The 25,210-nt window shown below is 41.2% G+C and carries 20 protein-coding genes; 11 read left to right on the plus strand and 9 right to left on the minus strand.

Annotation, left to right across the window (positions count from 1 at the left end):
* Positions 1-157: 157 nt before the first annotated feature.
* Positions 158-1,354 (plus strand): acyl-CoA dehydrogenase family protein, encoded by a 1,197-nt coding sequence (locus ACYRY3_RS34025; protein ID WP_460206082.1) that lies wholly within the window; start codon positions 158-160, stop codon positions 1,352-1,354.
* 27 nt (positions 1,355-1,381) lie between these two features.
* Here the strand turns inward: ACYRY3_RS34025 and ACYRY3_RS34030 are convergent, their stop codons facing one another.
* Positions 1,382-1,582, minus strand: coding sequence for a hypothetical protein (locus ACYRY3_RS34030; RefSeq protein WP_460206083.1), 201 nt, complete (start codon positions 1,580-1,582; stop codon positions 1,382-1,384).
* Between the two features lie 205 nt (positions 1,583-1,787).
* On the opposite strand from ACYRY3_RS34030, the gene ACYRY3_RS34035 reads away from it, so the two are divergent.
* The gene (locus ACYRY3_RS34035; RefSeq protein WP_460206084.1) at positions 1,788-2,672 is read left to right on the plus strand and encodes an alpha/beta fold hydrolase; all 885 of its coding nucleotides are present in this window, start codon (positions 1,788-1,790) and stop codon (positions 2,670-2,672) included.
* Positions 2,673-2,735: 63 nt separating this feature from the next.
* On the opposite strand, the gene ACYRY3_RS34040 is transcribed toward ACYRY3_RS34035, so the two are convergent.
* A complete protein-coding gene (locus ACYRY3_RS34040; RefSeq protein WP_460206085.1) occupies positions 2,736-2,996 on the minus strand; it encodes a hypothetical protein in 261 nt (86 codons plus the stop codon).
* A gap of 225 nt (positions 2,997-3,221) precedes the next feature.
* On the opposite strand from ACYRY3_RS34040, the gene ACYRY3_RS34045 reads away from it, so the two are divergent.
* Entirely contained in the window at positions 3,222-3,737 is a 516-nt protein-coding gene (locus ACYRY3_RS34045) for a DUF411 domain-containing protein (RefSeq protein ID WP_460206086.1), read from the plus strand.
* An 8-nt stretch (positions 3,738-3,745) separates the two neighbouring features.
* Here ACYRY3_RS34045 and ACYRY3_RS34050 read toward each other — a convergent pair whose 3' ends face one another.
* Entirely contained in the window at positions 3,746-4,150 is a 405-nt protein-coding gene (locus ACYRY3_RS34050) for a hypothetical protein (protein WP_460206087.1), read from the minus strand.
* Positions 4,151-4,592: 442 nt separating this feature from the next.
* Between ACYRY3_RS34050 and ACYRY3_RS34055 the strand changes: the two genes are divergently transcribed.
* Complete coding sequence (locus ACYRY3_RS34055; RefSeq protein ID WP_460206088.1) at positions 4,593-5,744, plus strand: precorrin-8X methylmutase; 1,152 nt, start codon at positions 4,593-4,595, stop codon at positions 5,742-5,744.
* Between the two features lie 3 nt (positions 5,745-5,747).
* On the opposite strand, the gene ACYRY3_RS34060 is transcribed toward ACYRY3_RS34055, so the two are convergent.
* From ACYRY3_RS34060 to ACYRY3_RS34070, 3 genes are all read right to left on the minus strand, one after another.
* Complete coding sequence (locus tag ACYRY3_RS34060) at positions 5,748-6,179, minus strand: hypothetical protein (RefSeq protein ID WP_460206089.1); 432 nt, start codon at positions 6,177-6,179, stop codon at positions 5,748-5,750.
* A gap of 276 nt (positions 6,180-6,455) precedes the next feature.
* On the minus strand, positions 6,456-6,677 hold the full coding sequence (locus tag ACYRY3_RS34065; RefSeq protein WP_460206090.1) for a DUF4327 family protein: 222 nt from the start codon (positions 6,675-6,677) through the stop codon (positions 6,456-6,458).
* A 163-nt stretch (positions 6,678-6,840) separates the two neighbouring features.
* Positions 6,841-8,340, minus strand: coding sequence for a diguanylate cyclase domain-containing protein (locus ACYRY3_RS34070; RefSeq protein ID WP_460206091.1), 1,500 nt, complete (start codon positions 8,338-8,340; stop codon positions 6,841-6,843).
* A gap of 1,094 nt (positions 8,341-9,434) precedes the next feature.
* On the opposite strand from ACYRY3_RS34070, the gene ACYRY3_RS34075 reads away from it, so the two are divergent.
* The 6 genes from ACYRY3_RS34075 to ACYRY3_RS34100 all read left to right on the plus strand — a co-directional run bounded on the left by ACYRY3_RS34075 (position 9,435) and on the right by ACYRY3_RS34100 (position 20,594).
* The gene (locus ACYRY3_RS34075; RefSeq protein WP_460206092.1) at positions 9,435-12,896 is read left to right on the plus strand and encodes an ATP-binding protein; all 3,462 of its coding nucleotides are present in this window, start codon (positions 9,435-9,437) and stop codon (positions 12,894-12,896) included.
* Positions 12,897-12,969: 73 nt separating this feature from the next.
* Positions 12,970-15,222 carry a PAS domain S-box protein gene (locus ACYRY3_RS34080; RefSeq protein ID WP_460206093.1) on the plus strand — a complete coding sequence of 751 codons (2,253 nt, stop codon included), beginning with the start codon at positions 12,970-12,972 and terminating at the stop codon, positions 15,220-15,222.
* The gene (locus ACYRY3_RS34085) at positions 15,222-16,850 is read left to right on the plus strand and encodes a hybrid sensor histidine kinase/response regulator (protein WP_460206094.1); all 1,629 of its coding nucleotides are present in this window, start codon (positions 15,222-15,224) and stop codon (positions 16,848-16,850) included. The genes ACYRY3_RS34080 and ACYRY3_RS34085 overlap by 1 nt, the downstream gene beginning before the upstream one ends.
* A gap of 38 nt (positions 16,851-16,888) precedes the next feature.
* Positions 16,889-17,089 carry a hypothetical protein gene (locus ACYRY3_RS34090; RefSeq protein ID WP_460206095.1) on the plus strand — a complete coding sequence of 67 codons (201 nt, stop codon included), beginning with the start codon at positions 16,889-16,891 and terminating at the stop codon, positions 17,087-17,089.
* A 45-nt stretch (positions 17,090-17,134) separates the two neighbouring features.
* Entirely contained in the window at positions 17,135-17,293 is a 159-nt protein-coding gene (locus ACYRY3_RS34095; RefSeq protein ID WP_460206096.1) for a hypothetical protein, read from the plus strand.
* A gap of 247 nt (positions 17,294-17,540) precedes the next feature.
* A complete protein-coding gene (locus ACYRY3_RS34100; RefSeq protein WP_460206097.1) occupies positions 17,541-20,594 on the plus strand; it encodes a PAS domain-containing hybrid sensor histidine kinase/response regulator in 3,054 nt (1,017 codons plus the stop codon).
* Positions 20,595-20,639: 45 nt separating this feature from the next.
* On the opposite strand, the gene ACYRY3_RS34105 is transcribed toward ACYRY3_RS34100, so the two are convergent.
* A complete protein-coding gene (locus ACYRY3_RS34105) occupies positions 20,640-21,587 on the minus strand; it encodes a glycosyltransferase family 2 protein (RefSeq protein WP_460206098.1) in 948 nt (315 codons plus the stop codon).
* Positions 21,588-21,604: 17 nt separating this feature from the next.
* Positions 21,605-22,624: an Npun_R2821/Npun_R2822 family protein gene (locus ACYRY3_RS34110; RefSeq protein ID WP_460206099.1), complete on the minus strand. Its 1,020-nt coding sequence runs from the start codon at positions 22,622-22,624 to the stop codon at positions 21,605-21,607.
* 194 nt (positions 22,625-22,818) lie between these two features.
* Between ACYRY3_RS34110 and ACYRY3_RS34115 the strand changes: the two genes are divergently transcribed.
* Complete coding sequence (locus ACYRY3_RS34115; protein WP_460206100.1) at positions 22,819-24,033, plus strand: glycosyltransferase family 4 protein; 1,215 nt, start codon at positions 22,819-22,821, stop codon at positions 24,031-24,033.
* A 260-nt stretch (positions 24,034-24,293) separates the two neighbouring features.
* Here the strand turns inward: ACYRY3_RS34115 and ACYRY3_RS34120 are convergent, their stop codons facing one another.
* A complete protein-coding gene (locus tag ACYRY3_RS34120) occupies positions 24,294-24,434 on the minus strand; it encodes a hypothetical protein (RefSeq protein WP_460206101.1) in 141 nt (46 codons plus the stop codon).
* Between the last annotated feature and the right edge of the window lie 776 nt (positions 24,435-25,210).

Consider the following 25,210-nt stretch of genomic DNA (forward strand, 5'->3'; position numbering starts at 1 on the left):
ATTTTGAAAAAATAAGAAATCAAAATCTTTTCTCAAGATAAGTAATTAATTATACTTGATTCAAGAGAATCGGATAATCAACAAGATTGTATATTTTTCGGTAAGGCTGCAGTACTGCTCCCATCTAAAAACATCCAACCGAAATATAGAGATCGTTATGATTGACTTTAGCCTGACCCAAGAACAGGGGATGTTGGTTTCCAGAGCGCGTGACTTTGCTCAGAACGAGGTAAAGCCTATAGTTCAGATTATAGAAGAATCTGGCGATCGCGAAATTGAACCTTGGGATTTCTGCAAACGCGTGTTCCATAAGGGATGCGAACTTGGATTTACATCCCTATTGCTACCAAAAAAGCATGGTGGTGTAGGTGGAAATTGCGTAGATTTGGTATTAGTTTTAGAAGAAATAGGTGCTGTAGATGTCAGTATTGCGTCTAGCTACTTTAATTTAACTGCAGCTATGTCGCTTTTCGTCACAAGGGCGGCAACTGAGGAACAACAAAAGCGGATATTATCTTTCATCAACTCCGGACAACCTCATTTATTTAGCGCTGCAGAAAGTGAACCAAACGTAGCAACTTCGGATTTGTTTTGTCCCATACCAGATGCCACAATCGGGATGAAAACTTTTGCCCAACGAGATGGCAATGACTACATTCTCAACGGGAAAAAATCTTCATTAGTCACCAACGCTGGTATTGCTGATGCCTACTTCATCATTGCTCGTACAGCTTTGGATCGGCCATTGCACCAGAGTATGTCCATATTCTACGTTCCAGCAGAAACGCCCGGTTTGAAGTTTGGCAAAAGAACAGAAATGATTGGCTGGAAACCTTCCCATCATGCGGAAATTCTGTTGGACAATGTACGAGTTCCTGCGTCCAATCTTATCGGACAAGAGGGGGAAGCAGCAAAACTTTTGATGTTGCTTCCTGAAGTAGCTATCGGACTAGCTGCTTCTTATGTAGGTTTAGCTCGTGCTGCCTATGAATACGCTTTGGATTATGCCAAACATCGAGTCAGTTGGGGACGCCCAATTATTCAGCATCAGGCAGTTGCTTTGAAACTTGCTGATATGATGGTGAACACCCAAGCTGCGAGATTGATGGTATGGGATGCAGCTCGTACAGCGGACACCAATCCCCAACTTGCGGCGACAGTTAAGGCACCAGCTGCTAAAACTTTTGCAGTGGATACAGCCATTAAAAACGCACAAACAGCAGTTGAAATTCTTGGCGGCTATGGAGTTACAAAAGAGGCTCTGACAGGAAAGTTTCTTGCGGACGCTAGTATTGGCTATTCATGTGACTTCACGCGAGAGGTACTGCGCCTTGGTTTGGTAAATTTTTTGTAACATTGTAGTCTGTTAAGAGTTGGAGTTTCAACACTCCTGAGATTGTGCTGGTGCTTCTTTAATCACCACCCGACCATTTTCAACAATAGTACAGTGTTTTGACTGATATTTACTGTTATTGATACTGTTGTGGTCTGAAGCATCAGCATATTGCATATGATGGTGAATATTTTGCTCCTGTTGTTGATGCAAAGTAACCACGCAACAGGCAGAGGCTGCTAACGACATAATTAGTATTTTTAACTCTATATATTCATTATCTCTTAATGCAAGCTATATTGGGTTTTACCTAAAAAAAAGACTCTTTGAGTCTTTATTGTTTGGTACTCTATTCTGGCTGTCCCCATCCTCAACACAGTAGGGGCAAGTAGTTCATTATTTTGCCGTGTGTAATGATAATAGTTAAGAGTTACGAATTATTCGGTAGTAACCTATGCTTGAATTTCAACCCCCTGGTTTTGGGCAGAAAGTCATTAGTACATCCTTGGGGTCTATGGTTTACTATACTCAATCGGCTCTACCTTGGATAAGGGCTGAGATTGAAGATTTACCTCCCCTCGTCTTTCTGCATAACTTTGTTGGTGGGGCTTCTGCTTATGAATGGTCTAAGGTTTACCCTGCTTTTGCGACTACACGCCGCATATTAGCGCCTGACTTGATTGGTTGGGGTGAATCTGCTCATCCAGTCCGCGATTACCAAGTTAAAGATTACGTAGAAATTATAGCTGAGTTTATCAGGCAAACTTGTTCCACACCTGTAACAGTGGTTGCGTCTTCACTAACAGCTGCTTTCACTATCCGCCTTGCTATTGCCCAGCCATCTCTATTCCAAAGACTGTTTTTGATATGCCCCTCTGGATTTGATGACTTTGGTGAAGGTGCAGGGCGCAGGCTTCCTCTACAACTCATCAATACGCCACTGTTAGACCATCTGATTTATATTTTGGGCGCAGAAAATGAGTTGGCTGTACGCAACTTTTTGCAAAGTTTTCTTTTTGCCAATCCACAACGTGTTTCTCAAGAAATGGTGCAAGCTTATTTAGCTTCTGCACAACAACCTAATGCAAAGTTTGCAGCCTTGTCATTTTTAAGGGGTGACCTTTATTTTGACTTGAGTTTGTATCTTCAACAACTCACAATTCCTACAGTTATATTTTGGGGAGAAAAAGCGCAATTTACCAGTGTCGGGCTGGGACAGCGTTTGGCTAAGCTTAATTCTAATGCAATTCGCGGTTTTCATGCGATCGCAGATGCAGGAGTTCTACCCCATTTAGAAGTCCCTGGGGTCTTTATTGGGTTGTTGCAACACTATTTGTAGTTAGTTGTTACACACTGAATTTGATGACTGACTTCGCTCCAGAGTTAACTAACCTACGTGCCGTTAAGGTAAACGTGCTAAAGCTATATCCCGAATTAATGGAACTCTGGAACTTAAGTATGCGTCTATGTTGCTGAGTTCCTCTCCACTCAGCAATTTTTGATTTTGAAGTTGCTTGAGCAACTGCTGGATAAGGTCTGTGTCGTCAAAATTGAGGAGAATGCTGGTTTGAGTTTCCTCAACCACAGACCAAAGCTGACGTAGTGTAGAAGAGTTCATGGACTGTACCCCCATTGCAACTGCTTGTTTTCTGACCATCAGCATAATCGTGCTGTTGGGTGCATAAAAGTAATAATAATCTTAGAAATTTAAGAATATCTTAAGATTCACAAAGGTTTGTACCCATTTACCAATGGAAATAAAATCTTAATATAACTTAAACAAACCAAGTCGCCTTGGTTCGGGCAGATAGAATCCAGGCTGTTGGAGCAGTAGTAAAGTGTTACTTTGGAATCATCAGTTGCAAAAAACTACCGTGAGGCTTTGATAATGCACAAACGTTTATCTTCGTGGATTCGTAACTGGGTGCGTCCCATACTTATAAGTATTATTACTGGGTTTGCAGTCATGTCTTGTGCAACGGCGGCTGTAGCAGGGGAAGGAAACACTGCTTCCTTTTCAGGAACGCAGGAAATTACGGTTTATCGCAGCCCGTACTGTAGCTGTTGTGGGGGATGGGTCGAACATATGCAAAAGCACGGGTTTAAAATCAAAGATATAAAAACTGACGAAATAGAGGCAATTAAACAAAAGTACAATTTACCCCCACAGTTAGCATCTTGTCATACGGCAATTGTTGATGGTTATGTTATGGAAGGACATATACCAGCTGATAACATTAAGCGTTTGCTCAAACAGAAGCCCAATGTAGCAGGTTTAGCTGTGCCGGGAATGCCCGTGGGAACCCCAGGGATGGAAATGGGAAGCAAAAAACAGCCATTTGCAGTTATGGCGTTTGATAGCAATGGTGACGTTACAGTCTTTCAAGAATACCGCTCGTACTGACTCTAATTCTACTGCTCGGGTTTTCGAGTTCGCTTTTCGATATCCTCCAGTGTTTCTAAGACCAAACGTTTGGCTTGCAGCCTCCAACCCCATTTTTGCACACCGATCGCGATCGCTCCGCCAACAATGGTAGCAATAAAGTCCAATGGTTGAATAAAGGAAATTCCCAATAGTAGCCCTAACCCAGCAATACCCCAGAAAGGCAGCGCCACCGACTGACGCTGCTTTTCCACAAGTTGACTGATTGGATCGGAAGGCATCTCGGCAAGCAGTGTTTTTTTGACCTCTTGTTGTTCTTTTAAAGAAACTGACAGACCAATTTTCTGCCGAAGTTTTTCGATTTTACGGGCATCGGTGCTGTACTGAGTCAGTTCATCCTCTGCCATGAGAATTAAGCGTTCATATTGTCCCATTGATAGATATTAAGTTTTTCTTAAATATGTAGTTAAATTTTTCTCACAAAAGATTGTACAAGAAAATGACTGCGGTATTGGTGTACAAGTTGAAATTTCCCACCCTTTATATCATGTCCGGGTAAAGACTTATCATTAAGGCAGATGGGGAGAGGGGGAGATGGGGGGAGGGGGAGCGGGTTTTCCGGTTTTTGCGATTATTGTTTAATAATAACTAATTAACCAGACTTAATATAAGACCAAAATGTTAAAGTCAAAATTTACAGGGAGAAAGTGTTGACGAAGAAACAGAATATTCAAAATTCTCTAAGGAATCGGCTTGCAAACCTTATATTGAAAACTGGGTAGACAAATCTTATCCGAATTTAGATGAAAATTCATCGCTATCACTACAAGCAGCGTATCAAGAATTACAAAGAATTCTGCCGTTGTTGAGGTAAATATGAACACAGGTTGCTTAACTATTAAAGAACTTACTCGTGCAGTTGGCGGCGGGATTACTCCTCGCATGGTTCGTCATTACCATCAATTAGGATTGCTGCCACAGCCAAAGCGTTCATCTAGCAACTACCGTCTTTATACGGAAAAAGATATTGTTAGGCTGCAACGGATTGTGGCACTCAAGCAGCAAGGGTTTCAACTCAACCACATCCGCCAAATTTTGGAAGTGGAACCAGAAGCAGAGACGACGGCTAGTTTTATGGCGCAACTTCAGCAGCAATATCGCTCAGTTATGCAGCAAATTTCTCAACTGCGGCAAACTGCATCTGCATTGGAAGGTTTATTGGGACGCGATCGCGATTGTCAAATCGTGCAAGCTGAAGTTTTGGCACAACTAAAGTTACTGGAGGTAGACACAAAGGCAAGTTTGGGGGGGCTAGAAAAACTTTGGGGTGGTTTAGATGCCCAAGTCCACGCTCATCCAGAGGCTTTTCAAGAGTCGTTGCAGCATTTGCTTCCCGATTTATCTCAGTGTTCTGAAATCGAACAACACTTAATTTCCAAGTTGGTTTTGGCTTGTGGAGATGTTAGCTTAGTATCCTTTGTCAGGTTGAGCCAACAAGCAATTGCTTCTAGCCGTGAAGCCCTAAAGTCAAGCTGTCAGGTTTTTGTAGATGTTCCCACAGTGGCTGCGGCTTTGGATATGGCACGGCTAGCTCATTTGGGTTGTCAGGTTGAAACGTTGATTGACAATCCCCACGTTAACTCTGCAACGGAGGCAGAAAAAGAATTTTGGCAGCATCAGGAGTTGCGAGAAAAACTACTGCGAGTTTCTGAGGGTTGTATCATCGTAGTTGGCTATGCACCCAGTGTGCTGTTATCTGTTTGCGAAGCGATTCAGAAGCAAATAATTAATCCCGCGTTAGTTATTGGTATGCCTATTGGTTTTAGCCATGCCCCTGCTGCTAAAAGGCTCCTAATGCAGTTAAGCGTGAGTGCGATCGCCATTGAAGGGACATTGGGAGGTGGTTTATTGGCGGCTACTGCCTTAAATGCCCTGGTTGAGTCACTCATTGAGAAACCAAATTGTCATTGTTATTTGAAAAATGACCTTTCATCTTGGTTGGCTTGCAAAACCGATGAATCCCACTAATCTTTACTTTTGAAGAAGTTGGGCAATGTCTGCATACTCGATTTCTGCAATGGGTTTGTGAATTTTGTACTGTTGAATTGGATTTGTCATGACGGCAATGACTGTTTCAATAGGTGGGCAACCAGGCTCAGTACAACTGAGTTGGCTTAAAGAAATAGGAATTTCTTCATTAAGTTGAAAAGCTTGATAAATCCATTCCTTCACTTGTCTGGTTTGTTGCGTACTGGTTTTTGATGTTTGTTTGCCAAATGAAAAATTCATGGTTTTGGTGTTTGGAGGGTTGCTAATAAGACGTTTGACTTTTTTCCAAGTTCCGCTAAAACCGCGAACAAGGATAAAGGATGAATAATAAGTTGATAGAAATAAGATTTTTTTAAGGGCGTAGGTACTGCGGACAGGCGTTGTCAACTTGTAGCGTGCTGCCGAAGGACGCATACAAACGTTCGCCTCTACAGATGTACTTCATTTACGGGAAGAAACAGAATTATATTACTAAGGGGCTTCCAGATAAAAAAATTTACACAAGACGGGCGAGGATGCCCGTACCACAAGATGGAGAATTTAGCCCTACCTACGAAACAATAAGCTTTTTGGGCTTTGATTTTTGCAATAAGACGATGATGCAAGATATGAGATAGGGCGATCGCCGAAATACATGCAAAATGGGATGTGTTGTAAAGTTTTGTAAAAATAATGTTTAAAACCCCAACCTCAATCTTCAAACCAGTCTTCACGACCCAATAAGTCGGAAATCTTATCTCTAAGCAAAAAGTCGTTTTTTTCTAACTCAAGCTCAACACAAACCCACTCACGACCGGGAATGTAGTTACACAATGCATAAATTGGCTGATTACGCCTCAAAGCCCCTTTATTCAAAAGTTGACGCACTTCGTCTTTAATAACTTCTATGTCATATTTGACAGCAGTACTCATGAAGTTTCCCCAAGGTATCTAGGTTATGCCAAGTCACAGCAATTGATTTGTGGCTTGGCTCTACTTTAGAGTATGAGAAGATTTTGAGGAAATTGTGAAGATGATGCTCCTTCGCTGAGGGTAAACACGATTGCAGCCTTCATATTAAATTGGTATAAGATAACTAAGCATGAAGGTAAAGCTGATTATACAAGCAGTAGCGATTTCGACCTGCAGCTTTTGAAGTGTACAACGCTCGGTCTGCTAGTGTAATAAGATTTTCTGGAGAGAATTCAGGTGCAGGAATTAAACTAGCAAGACCCATACTTAAGGTAACACGATCGCTGACTTGGGAGCGAGCATGAAGAATTTTTAAATTTGCCAGTGCCAGTTGAATTTGTGTTGCAACATGAACTGCCCCTTCATTTGTTGTATTCGGAAGGATAACAGCAAACTCTTCTCCACCATAACGAGCAGCTAAGCCCGCAGGACGACGAATGCTGCAATCAATAACTTGAGCCACTTGCTTGAGACAATCATCCCCAGCTTGGTGACCATAGTGGTCATTGTAGAGTTTGAAAAAGTCAATGTCACACAGAATGAGTGATAGGGAAGCCTTTTCTCGCTTCAATCGCTTCCATTGCCGATCGAGAAATTCATCAAAACACCGGCGATTGGCAATCTGAGTTAATCCATCAAGGTTAGCTAAACGTTGTAATTCTCGATTTGCCTGTTTCAGGGCTTCCTCCATCCGATTGCGCCGCATAAATCCAATGACTTGCAGGGCAACTGTACTGACTAGTTGAACTAAGCTTGCATCAAACTCACTCCGACTCCGTTTATAAAACGTTAAAACCGCCAAGACTTGCCCATCCAGGGTTACAGGCACTGCAAAAGCTGTTTTCAGTTCTGTTGTAAGGACATCTTGTCTAAAAAATGTGGGAGTGGTGGTTTGAGACACATCAGCAATCCACTCTGGTTGCTGAGATGCCCAAACTCTACCCGGTAAACCCGCTTTATAAGCAAAGGTATGAGCTTGACTTTCTCCAGCAAAGCGTTGTAATTCTATATCTTGAGGATCGTAGGAAGTTTGATTGAGGTATAACGCTGTCCCATTAGAGTTTGGAATCCAGGCTTCACAATAGTCCCAGTTAATTCCACGGTACACTTTGCACAACATTGCACCCAAAGCTGACTCAAAATCTAATGCCTCGTTTATCGCCCCGATAGTAGCCAGTAATAATTGAGTTTGTGCCTGTGCCTGTTTTCGCTCCTGGATCTCTTGTTGGAGTTGCTTTCTTTGCAATTGGAGCATAAGTTGTTGCCGAACTCGCACTAACACCTCTTCATTCTCAAAGGGTTTTGTAATGTAATCTGCACCCCCAACAGCAAATGCTTTTACTTTATCAAGTGTATTATTTATGGCGCTAAGGAAAATCACGGGAATATCACAGGTTTGGGGCGAAGATTTCAACGCCGAACAAACTTCATATCCATCCATTTGCGGCATTTTAACATCCAGTAAAATCAAGTCAGGGGGTTGAACTCGAGCCGACTCCAGTGCAGTAGCTCCGTTTAATGCCTTCCTAACTTTGTATCCTTGCTCGCTCAAAATGGATGCCAGTAACCGCAAATTGTCTGGTCGATCGTCTACAATTAGCAAACTCCCAGTTACTTGCGCCATCGTTTACCTTCTCTACAAGTTTTGAAATTTGGTTATAAAAAGTTAGGTAATCTAACTAATCAAATAACCTTTACTTTCTTACAATTAGTGCTCTGAACTCTGCCTATCACACACTTAATAAGCTCTCACATGGGAAGAGCTAAATGAAGATGCCACAAAACTTACCCTGCTACAGCACCTATCGTTGCTAAAAATGCAAAGCTTTTCTTGCGGTTGCAGTCTTGTGTAAAGTTCAAAACCTTACACAAAACAGCTATCTTTTTAATAGAGATTTTATGTAGTTCTACTATATTAGTAGTAACAAGCTTTTGTCATCACACAGCATTTTTAAAATCAATCAACTACATTGTTAAGGTTCGGCAATTTTACTAGCGTACAATAATCTACAATCTATACTTCATCTTAGTGAAAGCCATAATACTTTATATAACCTTTTGATACTATCTATAAAGTAAATTTTGAATTTACCCGAGCTACTATGCAAATTTAGTTGAGGAACAACACCAAACATACAGGATTTAAATGCTTACTATATAAATCATCTTTAACTAAATGTTATTAAAATTTAATAAATCATTGCTTTTCGCCTCAAACTACACAAGCTTTTTACAAACTATATCAATAAAAATTGATATTTTTTAATAATTCAATGTTAAACTATAAATCCCGATTTAGCAACAAACATCAAGAATTTAAGTACAATTACAGTATTTAGTTTTGCTTTTACAATCTCTTTATACGGATAACGCGAAATATAAGTACCTTTACAGTTGATCCAACTAAGTTAGTCGAGCTGTTAGTCTAATAAATAGTATTTTTCTAAATCAGTTGCTTAAATTCCACTATTTAAAAGTATATTCCCTGTAATAAACGGTATGAAACTAGTACATATTGGCGAAAATAAGGCTACTATCGCGAATCGTTGTAAAGCTTGCAGTATCAGCTTGTTACTGTCACCCTTTATACTGCCGCCTTTGCGTTATTCCTGTCAGTTCACTGAACTTCACTCAATACAGCTTTCATACCAATTTAAAGATGAATGCCAGTCATGCTTATGAGTGCGATCGCAGTTATTCATTGAACAGTTAAATATCATGCTAAAATATGCGCTTTCAACAAAACAAGGTCGTAAACGGCAAAGTTCAAATATGCAGGAAAGATTATTTGCAGGCGATGGGGAGATGTGTGCCTTAATGCGATCGCATGACTGGTCGCAAACACCACTTGGTTCCGTAGAAAAGTGGCCGCAAAGTTTGCGTACAACAGTAAGCATTTTATTAAACTCTCGTTACCCCATGTTCACCTTTTGGGGTCCCCATTTGGTCAAACTTTATAATGATGCTTACCGTCCGATTTTAGGATTAACAAAACATCCGCAAGCGTTAGGACGCCCTGCACCAGAAGTATGGCCCGATATTTGGGATGCCATTGGACCAATGGTGGATCGAGTGATTGCCAACGGGGAATCAACCTGGTCGGATAATTTACAGTTATTCATGCATCGTAGTGGTTATGTAGAAGAAACCTATTTCACCTTCTCCTACAGCCCAATCCGAGATGAGACGGGGGGAATCGGTGGCTTGTTTTGTGCCTGTACGGAAACAACAAAACAAGTTTTAAGCGAACGACGACTTCGCACTTTGCGCGATTTAGCAGCACAAACGGGTAAAGCGAAAACCACTGAAGCAGCGTGTGAAATTGCAATCAAAACTCTAGCAAACAATGCAGCAGACATTCCATTTGCACTACTTTATTTACTTGACACTGAAAGAAAGGGTGCTTATTTAGCAGGAACCATCGGCTTGGAACCAAATACGCTAGCAAGTCCAAATTTCATTGAATTTTCGGATGTCACAGCGTTAACTTGGCCTTTAGCAAAAGTAGCTCATAGCTCCAAGGTAGAGCAAATTAACGATGTTATCGAGCGCTTTGGTGAGTTAAAAGTTGGTATTTGGTATGAATCTCCCCACACTGCCCTCGTTCTACCTGTGGCATCTCCGGGACAAGAACGACCGGCAGGATTGCTCGTAGCAGGTATTAATTCTCGTCGTGCTCTTGACGATGATTATCAAGGATTTTTGGAATTGGTGGCAGGACAAGTGGCATCAGCAATTGTGGATGCCCGTGCCTACGAAACCGAATGCCAGCGGGCAGAGGCTCTAGCAGAAATCGATCGCGCCAAAACAGTTTTCTTCAGCAATGTTTCCCACGAGTTCCGCACACCCCTGACTCTCATGTTAGCTCCCTTAGAGGATGCTTTAACAGATACAGCAGAACCATTACTACCCGCTCAACGCGATCGCATAGAAATTGTACAGCGTAACAGCCTGCGCTTGCTCAAACTCGTCAACACACTTCTTGATTTTTCTCGCATAGAAGCAGGAAGAATACAAGCAGTTTATGAACCTACGGATTTAACAAAATTGACTGCTGACCTTGCCAGTAGCTTTCGGTCATTAATTGAACGTGCTGGAATGTCTTTGGTAGTAAATTGTCCCCCTTTGCCTGAAGCTATTTATGTCGATCGGGAAATGTGGGAAAAGATTGTGTTGAATCTGTTATCAAACGCATTTAAATTTACATTTACCGGCACAATTACTGTTCGCTTGCAGAGCTTTCGCGATCGCGTTGAACTAGAGGTAGAAGATACAGGAATTGGCATTCCACCTGATGATACTGCTCATCTGTTTGAACGCTTTCACCGTGTTAAAGGTGCTCAAGGGCGAAGTTTTGAAGGATCGGGTATTGGCTTGTCACTAGTACAGGAGTTAGTTAAACTACACGGAGGAAGCGTTAGTATAACCAGTCAATTGGGGCAGGGCAGTTGCTTTACAGTCTCAATTCCCACAGGATTTGCTCATTTGCCTTTTGAAAGGATTAGCGCCTCTCGCACATTGGCATCAACAGCAATAGGAGCTACGCCTTATGTTGAAGAAGCTCTGCGGTGGCTGCCCCAAGAGGGTGGGAGATTGGGAGAGTGGGAGAGTGGGGGAGAAACAAAATTCACCCCCTCAACCTCACGAGCTCGCATTCTAGTAGCAGATGATAATACCGATATGCGGGAGTACCTGAAGCGGTTGCTGCAACAATGGTATGAAGTAGAAGTTGTAGAAGATGGCATAGCAGCACTCACAGTTATTCGGCGAGAACCACCCGATTTACTTTTGACAGACGTGATGATGCCTCACATCAATGGTTTTGAGTTGCTCTCAGAACTACGGACAAATCCCCAAACCAGAGAGATGCCAATTATTCTCCTGTCTGCCCGTGCAGGTGAGGAATCCCGGATTGAAGGGCTGCAAGCAGGAGCGGATGATTTCTTAACGAAGCCCTTTTCCAGGCGAGAACTGCTAGCACGGGTAGAAACCAATTTAAAAATGGCACAAATTCGTCAAGAAGCTGCCTTACGGGAACAGGGGCTTCGTATTTTAGCTGAAAAAGCACAACAGAAAGCAGAAGCAACTGCTCGAAAACTATCCCACATCCTAGAAAGTATGAGTGATGCCTTTGTCGCCTTAAACAGAGATTGGCAAATTATTTACCAAAATGCTGCTGCAGAAAGAATTAACAATCACAAACCCCGCAGTCAAGTTTTGGGAAAAACCCTTTGGGAAGAATGGCCCGCATCAGCAAACAGCAACTTGATGGTTCAATACGAATATGCAATATCTCATCAAGTACCCGTTCACTTTGAGCATCATTACTACTCTCCTCCCGATTTTAACGTGTGGCTGGAAATTCACGCATATCCATCAACGGAAGGGCTGGGGATTTTCTTTCGTGATATTAGCGATCGCAAACTTGCCGAAGCAGAGTTGAAACAGTCCAAACAAGAGCTAGAAATCCGAGTCGCCGAACGTACAGCTGAGTTAAGACAACTCAATGCCGATTTACAACAAAATGAATTAACTCTCCGCCATTTCTCGGAACACATTGAAGATTCACTTCGAGAAAAAGAAGTTTTACTAAAAGAAATACACCATCGTGTCAAGAACAATTTAGGTATTGTCAGCAGTTTATTGCAAATGCAGTGCAGGCGTACTCAAGACCAGCAAGCCACTGCCATTCTACTTGATAGTCAGAATCGCATTGCCTCTATTGCCTTGGTACATGAAAAACTTTACCGATCTGGAAATTTGGCAAATATCAATTTTGCTCAGTACATTCCTGACTTAATCAGTCACTTATTTGAATCATATAACGTAAATTCCAGACAGATAAAAATCAATTTTCAAGTTGAAGATGTGAGTTTGGATATTGACAGCGCTATTCCTTGTGGTTTGATTGTGAATGAACTCGTTTCTAATGCCTTAAAATACGCTTTTCCTAACAAGCAAGAGGGAGAGATTCTAGTAAAGTTATCTCAGAACGAGGAAAATTTATCACTGATTGTTAAAGATAATGGAGTTGGTTTACCTGTAAATTTTGATGAAAAACAAACAAAAACATTAGGAATCAATCTCATCCGGGGCTTGGTGCAACAATTAAGGGGAAATATTGAAATTAACTCTCATCAAGGTACAAAATTTCAAATTAATTTGATAAAAAATTGGTAAGTATATGAATGATAAACATAACAGTAAAAGCTATCTTTAGTTAGTTCCTATTATTTATTAATAAGGGTTTCAGATGAACGTCTCTAAACTGGGTCTATTTAATGAAAACCTTCAACAGTCATTACTAACAGTGACGGAAAATATGCCAATCGTTGATGTTATATTACAAATGAATCATAATCAGAGTAGCTATGCATTAGTTTTAAAAAAGCAAGAATTAATTGGCATTTTTACCGAACGAGATGTAGTGAAAGCAGTTGCAAATCAAACTTTATTTACAAATATAACTGTAGCTGAAGCTATGAGTCAACCTGTAATAACTATAAGTAAAGCAGATGCTGAAGATATTGCTATAATTCTCCAAAAATTTTACCAGCATAGTATTCGTCACTTACCAGTTATGGAGAACGGAGAATTAATTGGAATTATTACCCAAACTATTATATTGCAAAAATTGGATTTAATTGGAGTAAATTCTACCGTCAAGTCTTTACAACAAACAGTCGCTAACACAAGAGTAGAGCTAGAAAATGAAATCGCTCAGCGACAGCATATCATTAATAGTGAAGAAAGATGGCAATTAGCCATTGCGGGAACCAACGAAGCTATTTGGGATTGGGACTTATCTACAAATCAAATCTTTTGGTCTCCACATTGGTTTGAAATGTTGGGGTATGAACCTTACGAACTTAACAACAGTTATGATGAATGGTACAAACGAGTGCATCCCGACGACTTGGAGCAATTAAGCGCTGCTCAAAACGCCTATCTCTCGCGGCAAGCTTCTAAGTATATTGTGGAATATCGTCTGCGCCACAAAGATGGCAACTATAAATGGTTTCAATCGCGAGCAAAAGCTATTTGGTACGCGGAAGGACATCCAGTCCGATTGGTTGGTTCTCTAGCAGATATTACAGAACGCAAACGAACAGAGTTAGAAATTATCAGGAGTCGTGATTTGTTAGAAGCAGTGTATAACGAGTCTGCTGATGCAATCTTTCTCGTGGATGCGGAGACATTAATCACTATCGATTGCAATCAGCGTGCAGTGGAGCTCTTTGAAGCTTCCAGTAAGGCTGAAATCATCAATATCGAAGGTCAAACGCTACAAAAACGCCAGTTTACGCCTGAGGAGTTAACTGCTATCGTGACAGAGATTAATCACCGTAGGGTTTGGAGCCAGGAAGTTCAATATGTTACAAAGAAGAACAATGAATTTTGGGGAAATTTAGCAGTCAAGCAAATTTTAGTTGCCGAGCGAGCGATGAATTTAGTACAAGTCACAGATATCAGCGATCGCAAACGTGCTCAACAGATGTTGGAACTACAAGCTGTAATTACTCGCAGCATGGCAGAGGGAATTTGCCTAATTCGCGCCAGTGATGGCATCATTGTCTACGCCAACCCTAAATTTGAGAAGATGTTTGGCTATAATACTAATGAACTCATAGGTGAGCATGTATCTATTGTTAATTATGAAGATGAAAATATGACGGCTAAAGAGGTTAACCGAGCGATTTCTGCTGCCGTTTTACAACAGGGGGAAGCAACCTATGAAATCCATAGTGTTAAGAAAGATGGTACACCATTCTGGTCTCGCGCAACTACATCTATTTTTGAACATCCCGAGTATGGAATTGTCCTTGTTACTGTTCAACAAGACATTACCGAACACAAAGAAGCTGAGGAAAAAATTCAAACATCTCTCAAAGAAAAGGAGGTTTTACTCAAAGAAATACACCATCGTGTTAAAAACAATTTAGGCATTGTCAGCAGTTTGTTGCAGATGCAGTGCAGGCGTATTCAAAATCCTAAATTAACATCAGCTTTACTTGATAGCCAAAACCGCATTAGCTCTATTGCCTTAGTACATGAAAAACTTTACCGCTCTGAAGATTTAGCCAATATCAATTTCGCTCAGTACATTCCTGACTTAGTCACTCACTTATATGATTCATATAATATGAGTTACAGTCAAATCAAACTCCATTTTCAAGTTGAAGATACAGGTTTGGATATTGAAAGTGCTATTCCTTGTGGTTTGATTGTAAATGAACTCGTTTCCAATGCCTTAAAGTATGCTTTTCCTAATGGACAAGTAGGCGATATCTTCGTGAAGTTATATCAACACGAGGATAAATTGGCATTGATTGTTCAAGACAATGGAGTTGGTTTACCTGTAGACTTTGATAAGAACAAAGCAAAAACCCTAGGTATAAATCTTATTCAGGGTTTAGTAAAGCAATTAAGGGGAAGCATTGAGATTAGCTCTCATCAAGGAACAGAATTTAAAATTACTTTGACAAAAGGTAAAGATTTATCATAATGACTATATTATCAAATACTGCTAAAACAAACAATATTCAAATTTTAATTGTAGAAGATGAATATATATTAGCTCTCAACTTGCAAGAAAGCTTGGAGTCTTTGGGCTACACAGTTATCGATGCTGTAGATACTGGAGAAGAAGCAATTGAGAAAGCAAGGGAGTTACGTCCAAACTTGATTCTTATGGATATCCGATTGCGAGGAGCAATGGATGGTATTGAAGCAGCAGAGGAAATCTGGAATAGTTTACAAATCCCTATCATTTATCTGACAGGGCACTCTGACCAAAGTACTGTAGAACGAGCAACACTGACATTTCCCTTTGGTTACATCCTCAAACCAGTGAGAGAACAAGAACTTTATGTAGCAATTCAAACAGCGCTTAGCCGTTATGAACGGGAGCAATTCTTAAGTTCCGTATTACGGAAAATGGGAGATGGAGTGATTGTAGTTGATAAGGAATTACGTATAAAGTACATGAATCAAGTAGCAGAAACACTGACAGGGTGGCAATTGAATACAGCAAAAGAACAAATGTTAGATAAAATCTTCCAGGTTTTAGACGAAAAAACTCAGCAGAGAGTCACTAATCCAATTGTTCTCGCTTTGAAACAGGACAAAACGACTTATTTGGGCGATCGCAACTTACTTATTACCACAGATGGCAAAAAAATTCCTATAGCAGATAGCGCTACTCCACTTAAAGACAATAACGGTACAATCACTGGAGCGGTCTTGGTTTTTCGGGATGATACCCAACGCAGGTTAACCGAAGAACGCAATTTAGCAGCAGAACGAGCCCAACAATTACAAATACAAATGGCAGAACTCCAACGCTTGAGCAAGTTAAAAGAGGAATTTTTGACTGTCACTTCCCATGAAATGCGAACTCCCCTATCAAATATTGTAACAGCAATTTCATTACTAGAATATATATTAGATCAGCAAGGTATTGTAACATCAGAAGTTCCTTCAATACAGCGTTGTTTAAATATTTTACGTTCTGAGTCCGAACGCGAATTAGATTTGGTGGATGATTTGCTAACTATTCGATTTCTTGATGCTGATATATATCGTTACGAATTAACTTCAGTTCAACTGCAATACTGGCTACCTCATTGTGTGGAAGCTTTTCAAAATTTAGCTCAATCTCAACAGAAGGCTTTGACAGTCGAAGTTCCCGCAGATTTACCACCTATTCTTACCGATCTACCCAGTTTGACTCGAATTGTATCAGAATTACTTAACAATGCTTGTAAATATACTCCTATTGGAGAGCGTATTGCAGTCACAGCCCGACTTGCTGATAATACCAACACTGAATTGCAAATTATTATTAGCAATTCAGGAGTGGAAATTCCAGAACAAGAACGCGATCGCATTTTTGAGCCATTCTATAAGATTTCCGATGGTCAAACAACAGAACAAAGTAATATTTTTGACGTATCCTTTCAAATTCCATCAACTCACATTAAAGCGTATAGCGGTACGGGATTGGGTTTGACATTGGTGAAAAAGCTGGTGACATTTTTTCAAGGTTCAATTGAAGTGACAAACAATCGAGGTTGGACAGTCTTTACAGTTCAACTACCTTTAACATTGTCTAAAGAATTGCTACAGCTATAATATGTTTGCATGTTGGCGAATTCTTTAAAGTCAAATTTATGCGGCTATTGGATGCTGTTAGCAAAATATTTCGTTACATTTCAACCCAAAATGACCGCGATTTCATCGATACCGTGTACGACCAAAACTGGGAACTAGCTCGTGCTGTCAAACCTGGTGTGATGAAATATTATTACCCCTCGATAAAGTCTACTCAGATCTACTCACAAGTGAGCGAGTCTATTCAACCGGAAAGATAGCGGTCAATATTTCCTCCCTTGAAGGATTCACACCTTCACAGACGGATGGAGAGTTGGATTCTCGTGCTTGTGCCGATAGCGAAGCTTGGCGTCAGCCATAGCTTTGAAGACCCAAGATTCCCAGTGTTCGCCAAGCCGTCACCCGTAGACCCTGTGAGAGTAGGTAAACCGAACCAAGCATTACGAGAACCAGCGCTCTTGTAATACTTATCGAACCTCTACCAGTGTGCAAAGACGTGCAGACCGTGGTTCGGGACGAATCGAACTCTGCAAGGCGTATCTCGCCGGCATTTTTTCATAATAAATTCCCATACCGCGACGCGCTAAAACCAAAGCCCCTAATCCCCACTTCGTTGTAACTCCGAGTTCCCTATAGGGCACCAGCCCAACGCAATTTGAAACAGTTAACCGTAAATTACGGCGTGAGATTGGTGAACGCGAGCGAATTGAGGTGGCTTTACGAAATAGTGAAGAGCAGTTTCGCCATGCATTTGAAGATGCGTCGATTGGGATGGCGATCGTGTCACTCGACGGACACTGGATGAAAGCCAATCCTGCATTGTGTCGGATTCTTGGCTACCGCGAAGAAGAGTTGTTATCACTAACCTTCCAAGACATTACCCATCCTGATGATTTAGAAACAGATCTCGATTACGTGCATCAGCTCTTAGCAGGTGAGATTGTCACCTACCAGATAGAGAAACGGTACTTTCACAAACAGGGGCATAATATTTGGATTCTTCTCAATGCATCGCTGGTACGAGATGAGCAAGACAAACCCCGACACTTTATTTCTCAAATTCAAGACATCACAGACTTAAAACGAGCGGAAGAATCTTTGAGAATCAGCGAAGAACGCTGGCGATATGTTTTGGAAGGAAACGGGGATGGTTTGTGGGATTGGAATGCTCAAACAAAGGAAGTTTTTTTCTCCCATCGCTGGAAGGAAATGTTGGGGTTTTCGGATTTGGAAATCTCAAATGATTTGAGCGAATGGGATAAGCGAGTCCATCCAGATGATAAAAAGCGGGTGTACGGCGAAATTGAACAACATTTCCGGGGTGAAGTGCCGCAATACATTAGCGAACATCGCGTCCTCTGCAAAGATGGCACCTATAAGTGGATTTTAGATCGGGGCTTAGTTATGAGTCGCGATGAACAGGGTCGCCCATTACGGGTGATTGGAACTCACACCGATATCAGCAAGCGCAAACACATTGAAGAACAACTCCGCCGCTCTGAAGCCGCCTTGATTGAAGCACAGCAAGTCGCTCACGTAGGCAATTGGGAATTGAATCCCATGACCGAGCAAATTACTTGGTCAGAAGAAATGTTTCGGATGTTTGGCTTTGACCCAGCCAATGCATTGCCGGTATACGCCGAACACTTTAACTATATTCATCCCGGCGATCGCGATTTACTCCAACAATGTCTTAAGGAAGCCACTGGAAACGGAACATCTTATAAAATTGACCTGCGCTTCTTCCGTGCTGACGGTACACTTGGGTATATGGAAGCCAGAGGCAAAGCCAGTCGAGATGAACAAGGACGGGTGAACCGCTTATTTGGAACTGTATTAGATATTACCGAGCGCCAGCGCACGGAAGAAGCATTGGCAAAAGAACTTCTCCGCAGCAAAGCGCTGTTTGAAGCATCCTTTGATGGAATTGTTGTCCTCGACCGACAGGGAAATGTCGTAGAAGCTAACCAAAGTTTTGCCCAGATGCTTGGCTATACTCCAGAAGAAGTGGCAACAATGCACGTTGCTGATTGGGACGCTCAATGGGGAAAAGAAGAACTCATCCAATTTATTCAAACATCTCAATTTATCAATGCACCGTTTGAAACAGTACATCGTCGTAAAGATGGTTCACTCTATGAAGTAGAAATTAGTGTGAACAATGTGGAATTGGAAGATGAAGTGATAGAAATCTGTATCTGCCGCGATATTAGCGATCGCAAGCAGGCGGAAGCGGCTCTCAAACAAGCCAAAGAAGTGGCTGAGGCGGCGAACCTGTCAAAAAGCACCTTTTTAGCTTCCATGAGTCACGAGCTGCGAACACCCCTGAACCTCATCCTGGGCTTTACCCAACTGCTGGGGCGCGACCCGTGCTTATCGGCAATCCAAAAAGACACAGTTCAAACCATTCATCGCAGTGGAGAGCACCTGCTGAGCCTGATTGAAGATATTCTTGACTTTTCCAAAATTGAAGCCAACCGCATGAGTGTAGAGGAAAGCAGTTTCGATCTCTTCGAGATCCTGCGCTCTCTGGAAGATATGCTGCGCCACAAAGCGGCATCCAAAAACTTACAGTTTCGCTTCCAGACGGCTCCAAAAGTTCCTCAGTTCATTACCACCGATGTCAAGAAACTGCGTCAAATCTTAATTAACTTGGTAGGCAATGCCATCAAGTTTACCGAGAAAGGGGGCGTAACACTGCGGGTGAAAGCTGTTTCCAGCGTTGAAAGCAGTGTAGAATTTTCTGAATCTTCAATGCTTGGGGCTGATTGTGCAACTCTTTTAATTTTTGAAATCGAAGATACAGGTGTAGGGATTGCGGAGGATGAGACTGAGGCTGTCTTCGACGCATTTGTACAAAGCCCTTCTGGAAAAATGACCTCCGGTGGAACAGGGCTGGGGTTAACCATCAGTCGTCGATTGGCTCGTTTGATGAACGGTGACATTTCAGTCAGCAGTATACTGGGACAGGGCAGCACCTTCTTTGTTCATTTTCCCGTTCGGATTGCTGAAGCAACAAGTGTCCCTTGTTCTAAATCTCAGCGACAACTGATTGGGCTGGTGCCCGGTCAACCCACGTACCGCATTCTGATTGTGGACGATCGCGCCGAAAACCGCTTGCTCTTGACGCGGCTGATGACTCAGTTAGGAATGGAGATCCGAGAGGCGACCAACGGACAGGAAGCTATTGCCCTCTGGCAACAGTGGCAACCCCATCTCATCTGGATGGATATCCGAATGCCCGTACTGAACGGGTATGAAGCGACTCAACAGATTCGTAACCTTTGTGCAGAACAATCCCCGGTCGTCATTGCACTCACGGCTCAGGCATCAATGAGCGATCGCACTCTAGCTCTTGCTTCTGGCTGCAACGATTTTGTTATCAAACCCTTCGATGAAAACCTTCTGTACAGCAAAATGGCAGAGTATCTAAACTTACAATTTGTCTATGCAGAAAGTCAAGAGCGATCGGATGCCCATCCCGCAACAACCACTCAAAACACTCCTACTGTGCTGACCTCCCAGAGCCTTTGTGCTATGAGTGCCGATTGGCTCGCCGCATTGTATACTGCCGCCCAAATTTGCGATGAAGAAGAAATTGAGCAGCTTCTTGAGCAGATTCCAGGCTCTCAAGCTCCTTTAGCAAATCAACTGAGGCAACTTGCTCATGATTACCAGTTTGGACAAATTAAACTCCTGCTACAAGAAAACTCCAAACAATTCATCACGAAGATAAAGCAATACGGTTCAGTTCAGGATTTTTGATAAGATTCTGTAAGGTGGGCACTGGCCACTACTGAAAGGTATTTCTTATCCCTTTACCTGTCGCAATAAACCAAATGCCCAAGAACGCAACCCGGTTGGTAAAACCGATAATGCCAGTCCAATCCATGCTTTAGCAGTCGAAAAAGATTTACCTGCCAAAACTAACTCTCGCCCTTTTTGCGTTTCACCCTTTTCTATTAACCGCAATCCTAACAACAACCGTGTTTCTGCAAGACGCTGTTGCCTAATTTTTTCTAATTTCTCAGACTCAAATTTATAACTTTCCAAATAGCGTGTTTTATCCCTAAGATAGGGAATCGCCCGATCTATACCTTGCTGTTGTGCGTGAAAACGGTACTCCATCAATAATTCTGGTAAGTAATACCCCTTCTTAAGAGCCAAAGCTAGTCTGACAAACAAATCGTTATCCTCGCAATTTTGCCAATTGGGTTGCATAAATCCCAACTCTTGCAAGGTTGCACGTCGAAATAAAGTGGCACCTATTTGAAAGCTTTGGTTAACAAATACGACTGCTAATAAATTCTCAACAACACCCTCTGGCAAACTCGCCCTACCCCAACGGCGAGAATTTTCCTGAGTTTTCACCTCATCGCGCACGTTGTTGATATCAATAACCCAATGGTCGGTACCTACAAAATCTATACTTGGATCTTTATCAAGGATGGCAACAGTATGTGATAGAAATTCTGGGGTTAACTTATCATCATCATCAAATTTAATAAAATACTCCCCGGTTGCAGCATCAAAGCCAGAACGCATATTATTACTTTTACCAATATTCTGCGAATGACGGATATATTTGATGCGGCTGTCTGTGTATTTTGACATGAGTTCGGGGGTGCCATCTTGAGAACCGTCATCGCACACAATTAATTCAAAGTCTTGATAAGTTTGCCGCAGTACACTTTCAATAGCATGGGGCAGGAGGTTAATACGATTGAAGGTTGGGATGCAAACACTAATCTTAGGCATATGTATTTTAGTATAATTTAAGCGAGGGTTCTTTTAACTTTATTGACAGCCTTTTTAAGTAACCGACTCGTTTTTGATGCCACACTAGGTTGTTTTAGCTGCTTTGGTTTTTGTTCTGGCTGCTTGAGAAAACGGTAATATAAAAATTCATTCTTGTAACGTACATCAGCATCTTCACCTTTACACAATCGAGCAAAGTCACTAGAAGAATAACTCATATAATGAAGGCGATAAATTGGTTTTAATCCCTCCTTATTGTAAAGAATATTGTTAATATTGACAAAAGAATCAGCATTAGCACAGTTACCAGTTTTATCTTTCCCATTAGGGCTTAGAGTATAGTTAAACATTGAATAATTACCATCTATGGTCATATAATTAAACAAAGCTGAACTAGACCACCAAAATTTATTTTTAATCCATTCAATTTCCTGTTTTTCAATTAGACGCTCTTTTAAAGCATTTAACTCTGCAATACTAAAGAGATTTTGATGAGAACCAAAGAAGCTATTGCAATGAATTCTGGAGCGTAGTTGTTCTTCCGTAAGATGAGTTACACTGGTAACGCGATCTAATTGGAGATCCATAGCTTCGTTTGGCTTAGCATGCTCCCAGTCGTCAAACACTAGGTCGTAACTGTTTAATTTAGCAAACACATCATTAAGTTGCTTCATTGCTAAACTATCTGCATCATAAAAGACAAACTTTTCAAAATTGCCGTTAAAAGCTGCTAGTTTTCTATGAACAAAGCCTTTGTACCACCCAGGACGATTTAATTTAGGTTCTCTAGCTCTTGGATGAGCATCCCATACTTGATTGACAAAATCGTCCCACTGCTGAAGTACTTCCCAGTTATCAAAAAGGGACACATTTTTTCTAGAACTTATTTCTTCTTTAATCAGGTCTACCTTGTCGTCATAGGGAATAATACTGATAGGAATATTTGGGCTAACATTTACCTCAATACTGTTCAGTAATGCTACTAGCTGGTCATAAACTTTATCATTGGCGAGGGTATAGATACCGATATTATTCATAATAAAATTTTCTAGAGTAGAACGGTAGTGTGACACGATGGAATACTAGAATGAAAAAGCGAATTTTGTGAATTTTCTATGTAATAAGAGTCTTAAGTTTTTCGATAGGTGACTTGTCAATGTTAACAAAGTTGATTAAAAAGTATTGTGTGTATTATTCCTTGAGTTACCATTTTTCTACTACCTAAGACTCTATGAAAATTTTAATGCTATCTTCTACGTTTCCGTATCCACCTACACGAGGGGGAACTCAGGTAAGAACATACAATTTGCTTAAATATCTTGGCCAGCACCATACTATCACCCTAGTCACGCAACGAGAACCTGATGTTACAGACGCAGAAGTAGAAGAATTGCGGGATTGTGTTGCTCATCTTGTTCTTTTTAATCGTCCAACAGACTCCGGTACATCCGGAGGAATACTGAAGAAAGCACATCGCTTTGCTACCTTTCTGTATCAGGGTACGCCCCCAAGTGTTTTAAACCGTTACTCCCCAGAGATGCGAAACTGGGTTGAGAATTTTGCACAGGCAGGAAAATGCGATGTCATTACTTGCGAACATAGTGTTAACGAAATTTATGTACGCCCATACTTCCAAAACCAGATAAAAACTGTTGTCAACGTTCACAGTTCTGTCTACGGGACTTGTCGCAACCAATTAGAAACTGGTATTTCAGAAAATAAATTCAGAGACAAACTCTATCTACCTCTTCTACGCCGCTATGAGCAACGCTACTGCTCTAAATTCTCAGCAATTGTGGTCACGACAGAAGAAGATAGGGTTCAAATGCAAGAATTTAATTCTAAAAGTGAGATCGCAGTGATTCCCAACGGAGTCGATTTGGATTCATTCCCCAACCGTACAATCGATCCGGGTGGGTATCGCCTAATTTTCATAGGCGCGATGGATAACCTGGCAAATATCGATGCTGTGTGTTTTTTTAGCAATGAAGTCTTGCCAGAAATTCAAAAGATTTATCCAGATACGACTTTCGATATTGTTGGATCTCGCCCTGCACCAGAAGTTTTGGCACTCCAAGAAAAACGGGGCATTACCGTTACCGGGCGTGTGCCTTCAATGGTCGAATACCTACACAAAGCAACTGTCTGCGTTGTACCAATGCGAACGGGTTTTGGTATCAAGAATAAAACTTTGGAAGCGATGGCTGCTGGCGTACCTGTTGTAGCTAGCGATCGCGGTTTAGAAGGGCTGGTTGTTGATGAGGTTGGTGTACCGTTAAGGGCATTACGAGCCAATCTACCAGTAGAGTACATCAATGCCATCTGTCAATTATTTGAAGATCCGCAATTACGAGGAGATTTGTCTAATAATGGCAGACAATTGGTAGAAATGGAGTTTACTTGGGATAGCGCTGGTAAAAGATATGAGCAAGCTCTTATGGGGTAAGCTGAGCTCTCAAGGATGCCTGCCATTTAACCCGTAGGTTGGGTTGAGCAACAGCGGAACCCAACAAAGCTTTGACAAATTTGGGTAGAGTTGTTCAACCCAACCTACCAATTACAAATGACCAATGACAAATGACCGATGACAAATAACCGATTATGTTGGGTAGAGTTGTTCAACCCAACCTACCAATCACAAATGACCAATGACAAATGACCGATGACAAATGACCGATTATGTTGGGTAGAGTTGTTCAACCCAACCTACTGAATGGTTATGGTGAGAGGGTGTCGATCGCTGTCTTCACTGGGTTCTATAACAGCACCAGATGGAGACTCAGTCATATTTGCAGCAGTACAAAGCGCTAAAAAGAGTGCTAGCAGATTGCGAATATAAGGATGCATTTTAGTTAATTTTTTGTAACAAAAAACATAGAAAATAAATTTTAGAAAAAGTTAAAAAAATGTTGCGCTGCAAGAATGAATTCAACAGCATAGTCTTTGCCTATTCAGCCATATAGATGCACTAGCTGATGCACCTGAAGCTCTTTTTTTGTATTTCTATTTTGAGAATTGCAACGCAACACTATCCCCAATTTAGTTTGATTTGAATGAGGAGAACAGGGGAATATCACTGAAATTATAAATTTATTTCATGCCATGCTAGAAGTATTTATTAATTCATGTTTTTAGCAACATTTGCTTGGAATATATAAACTTTTTATTAAAGAAGATTTGTAAAAACTATACATTATTGATGAAAAAGAAGACACAAGAAGATGGATAACCAGATAAATTTACCTCTGTATATCCATATTCTTATGTCTTTCGTCCACGAATCCTTTGAGGTTTGTTCCTACTTCTCCTTAAAAATTGGCATCGCTTTGTTTGGTAGTCGATCAACTCTCTATTATATAAGAGTTATGTCAGTACCATAACTGTTGCGAATGCCTCTACCTTTTCACTTTCTACACTCAGTTCACACTCACACTTATGCTCAAAGTGTATTTAAGAAGTTCTTGTTATGCCATGAGTGATTTCACGGATTTTCTGATTGTTAATGGTTAGGAGTTAGGAGTTAGTAGTTAGTAGCCGTAAGGTTTATTGTCTGTTTTGTGAAGTTTCCGGGCAAGGTTGAAAAAACCCGAGTATAAAGGAAAATACTTTAGCCAAGATTATTG

The sequence above is a fragment of the Scytonema sp. NUACC21 genome (genome assembly GCF_054684315.1).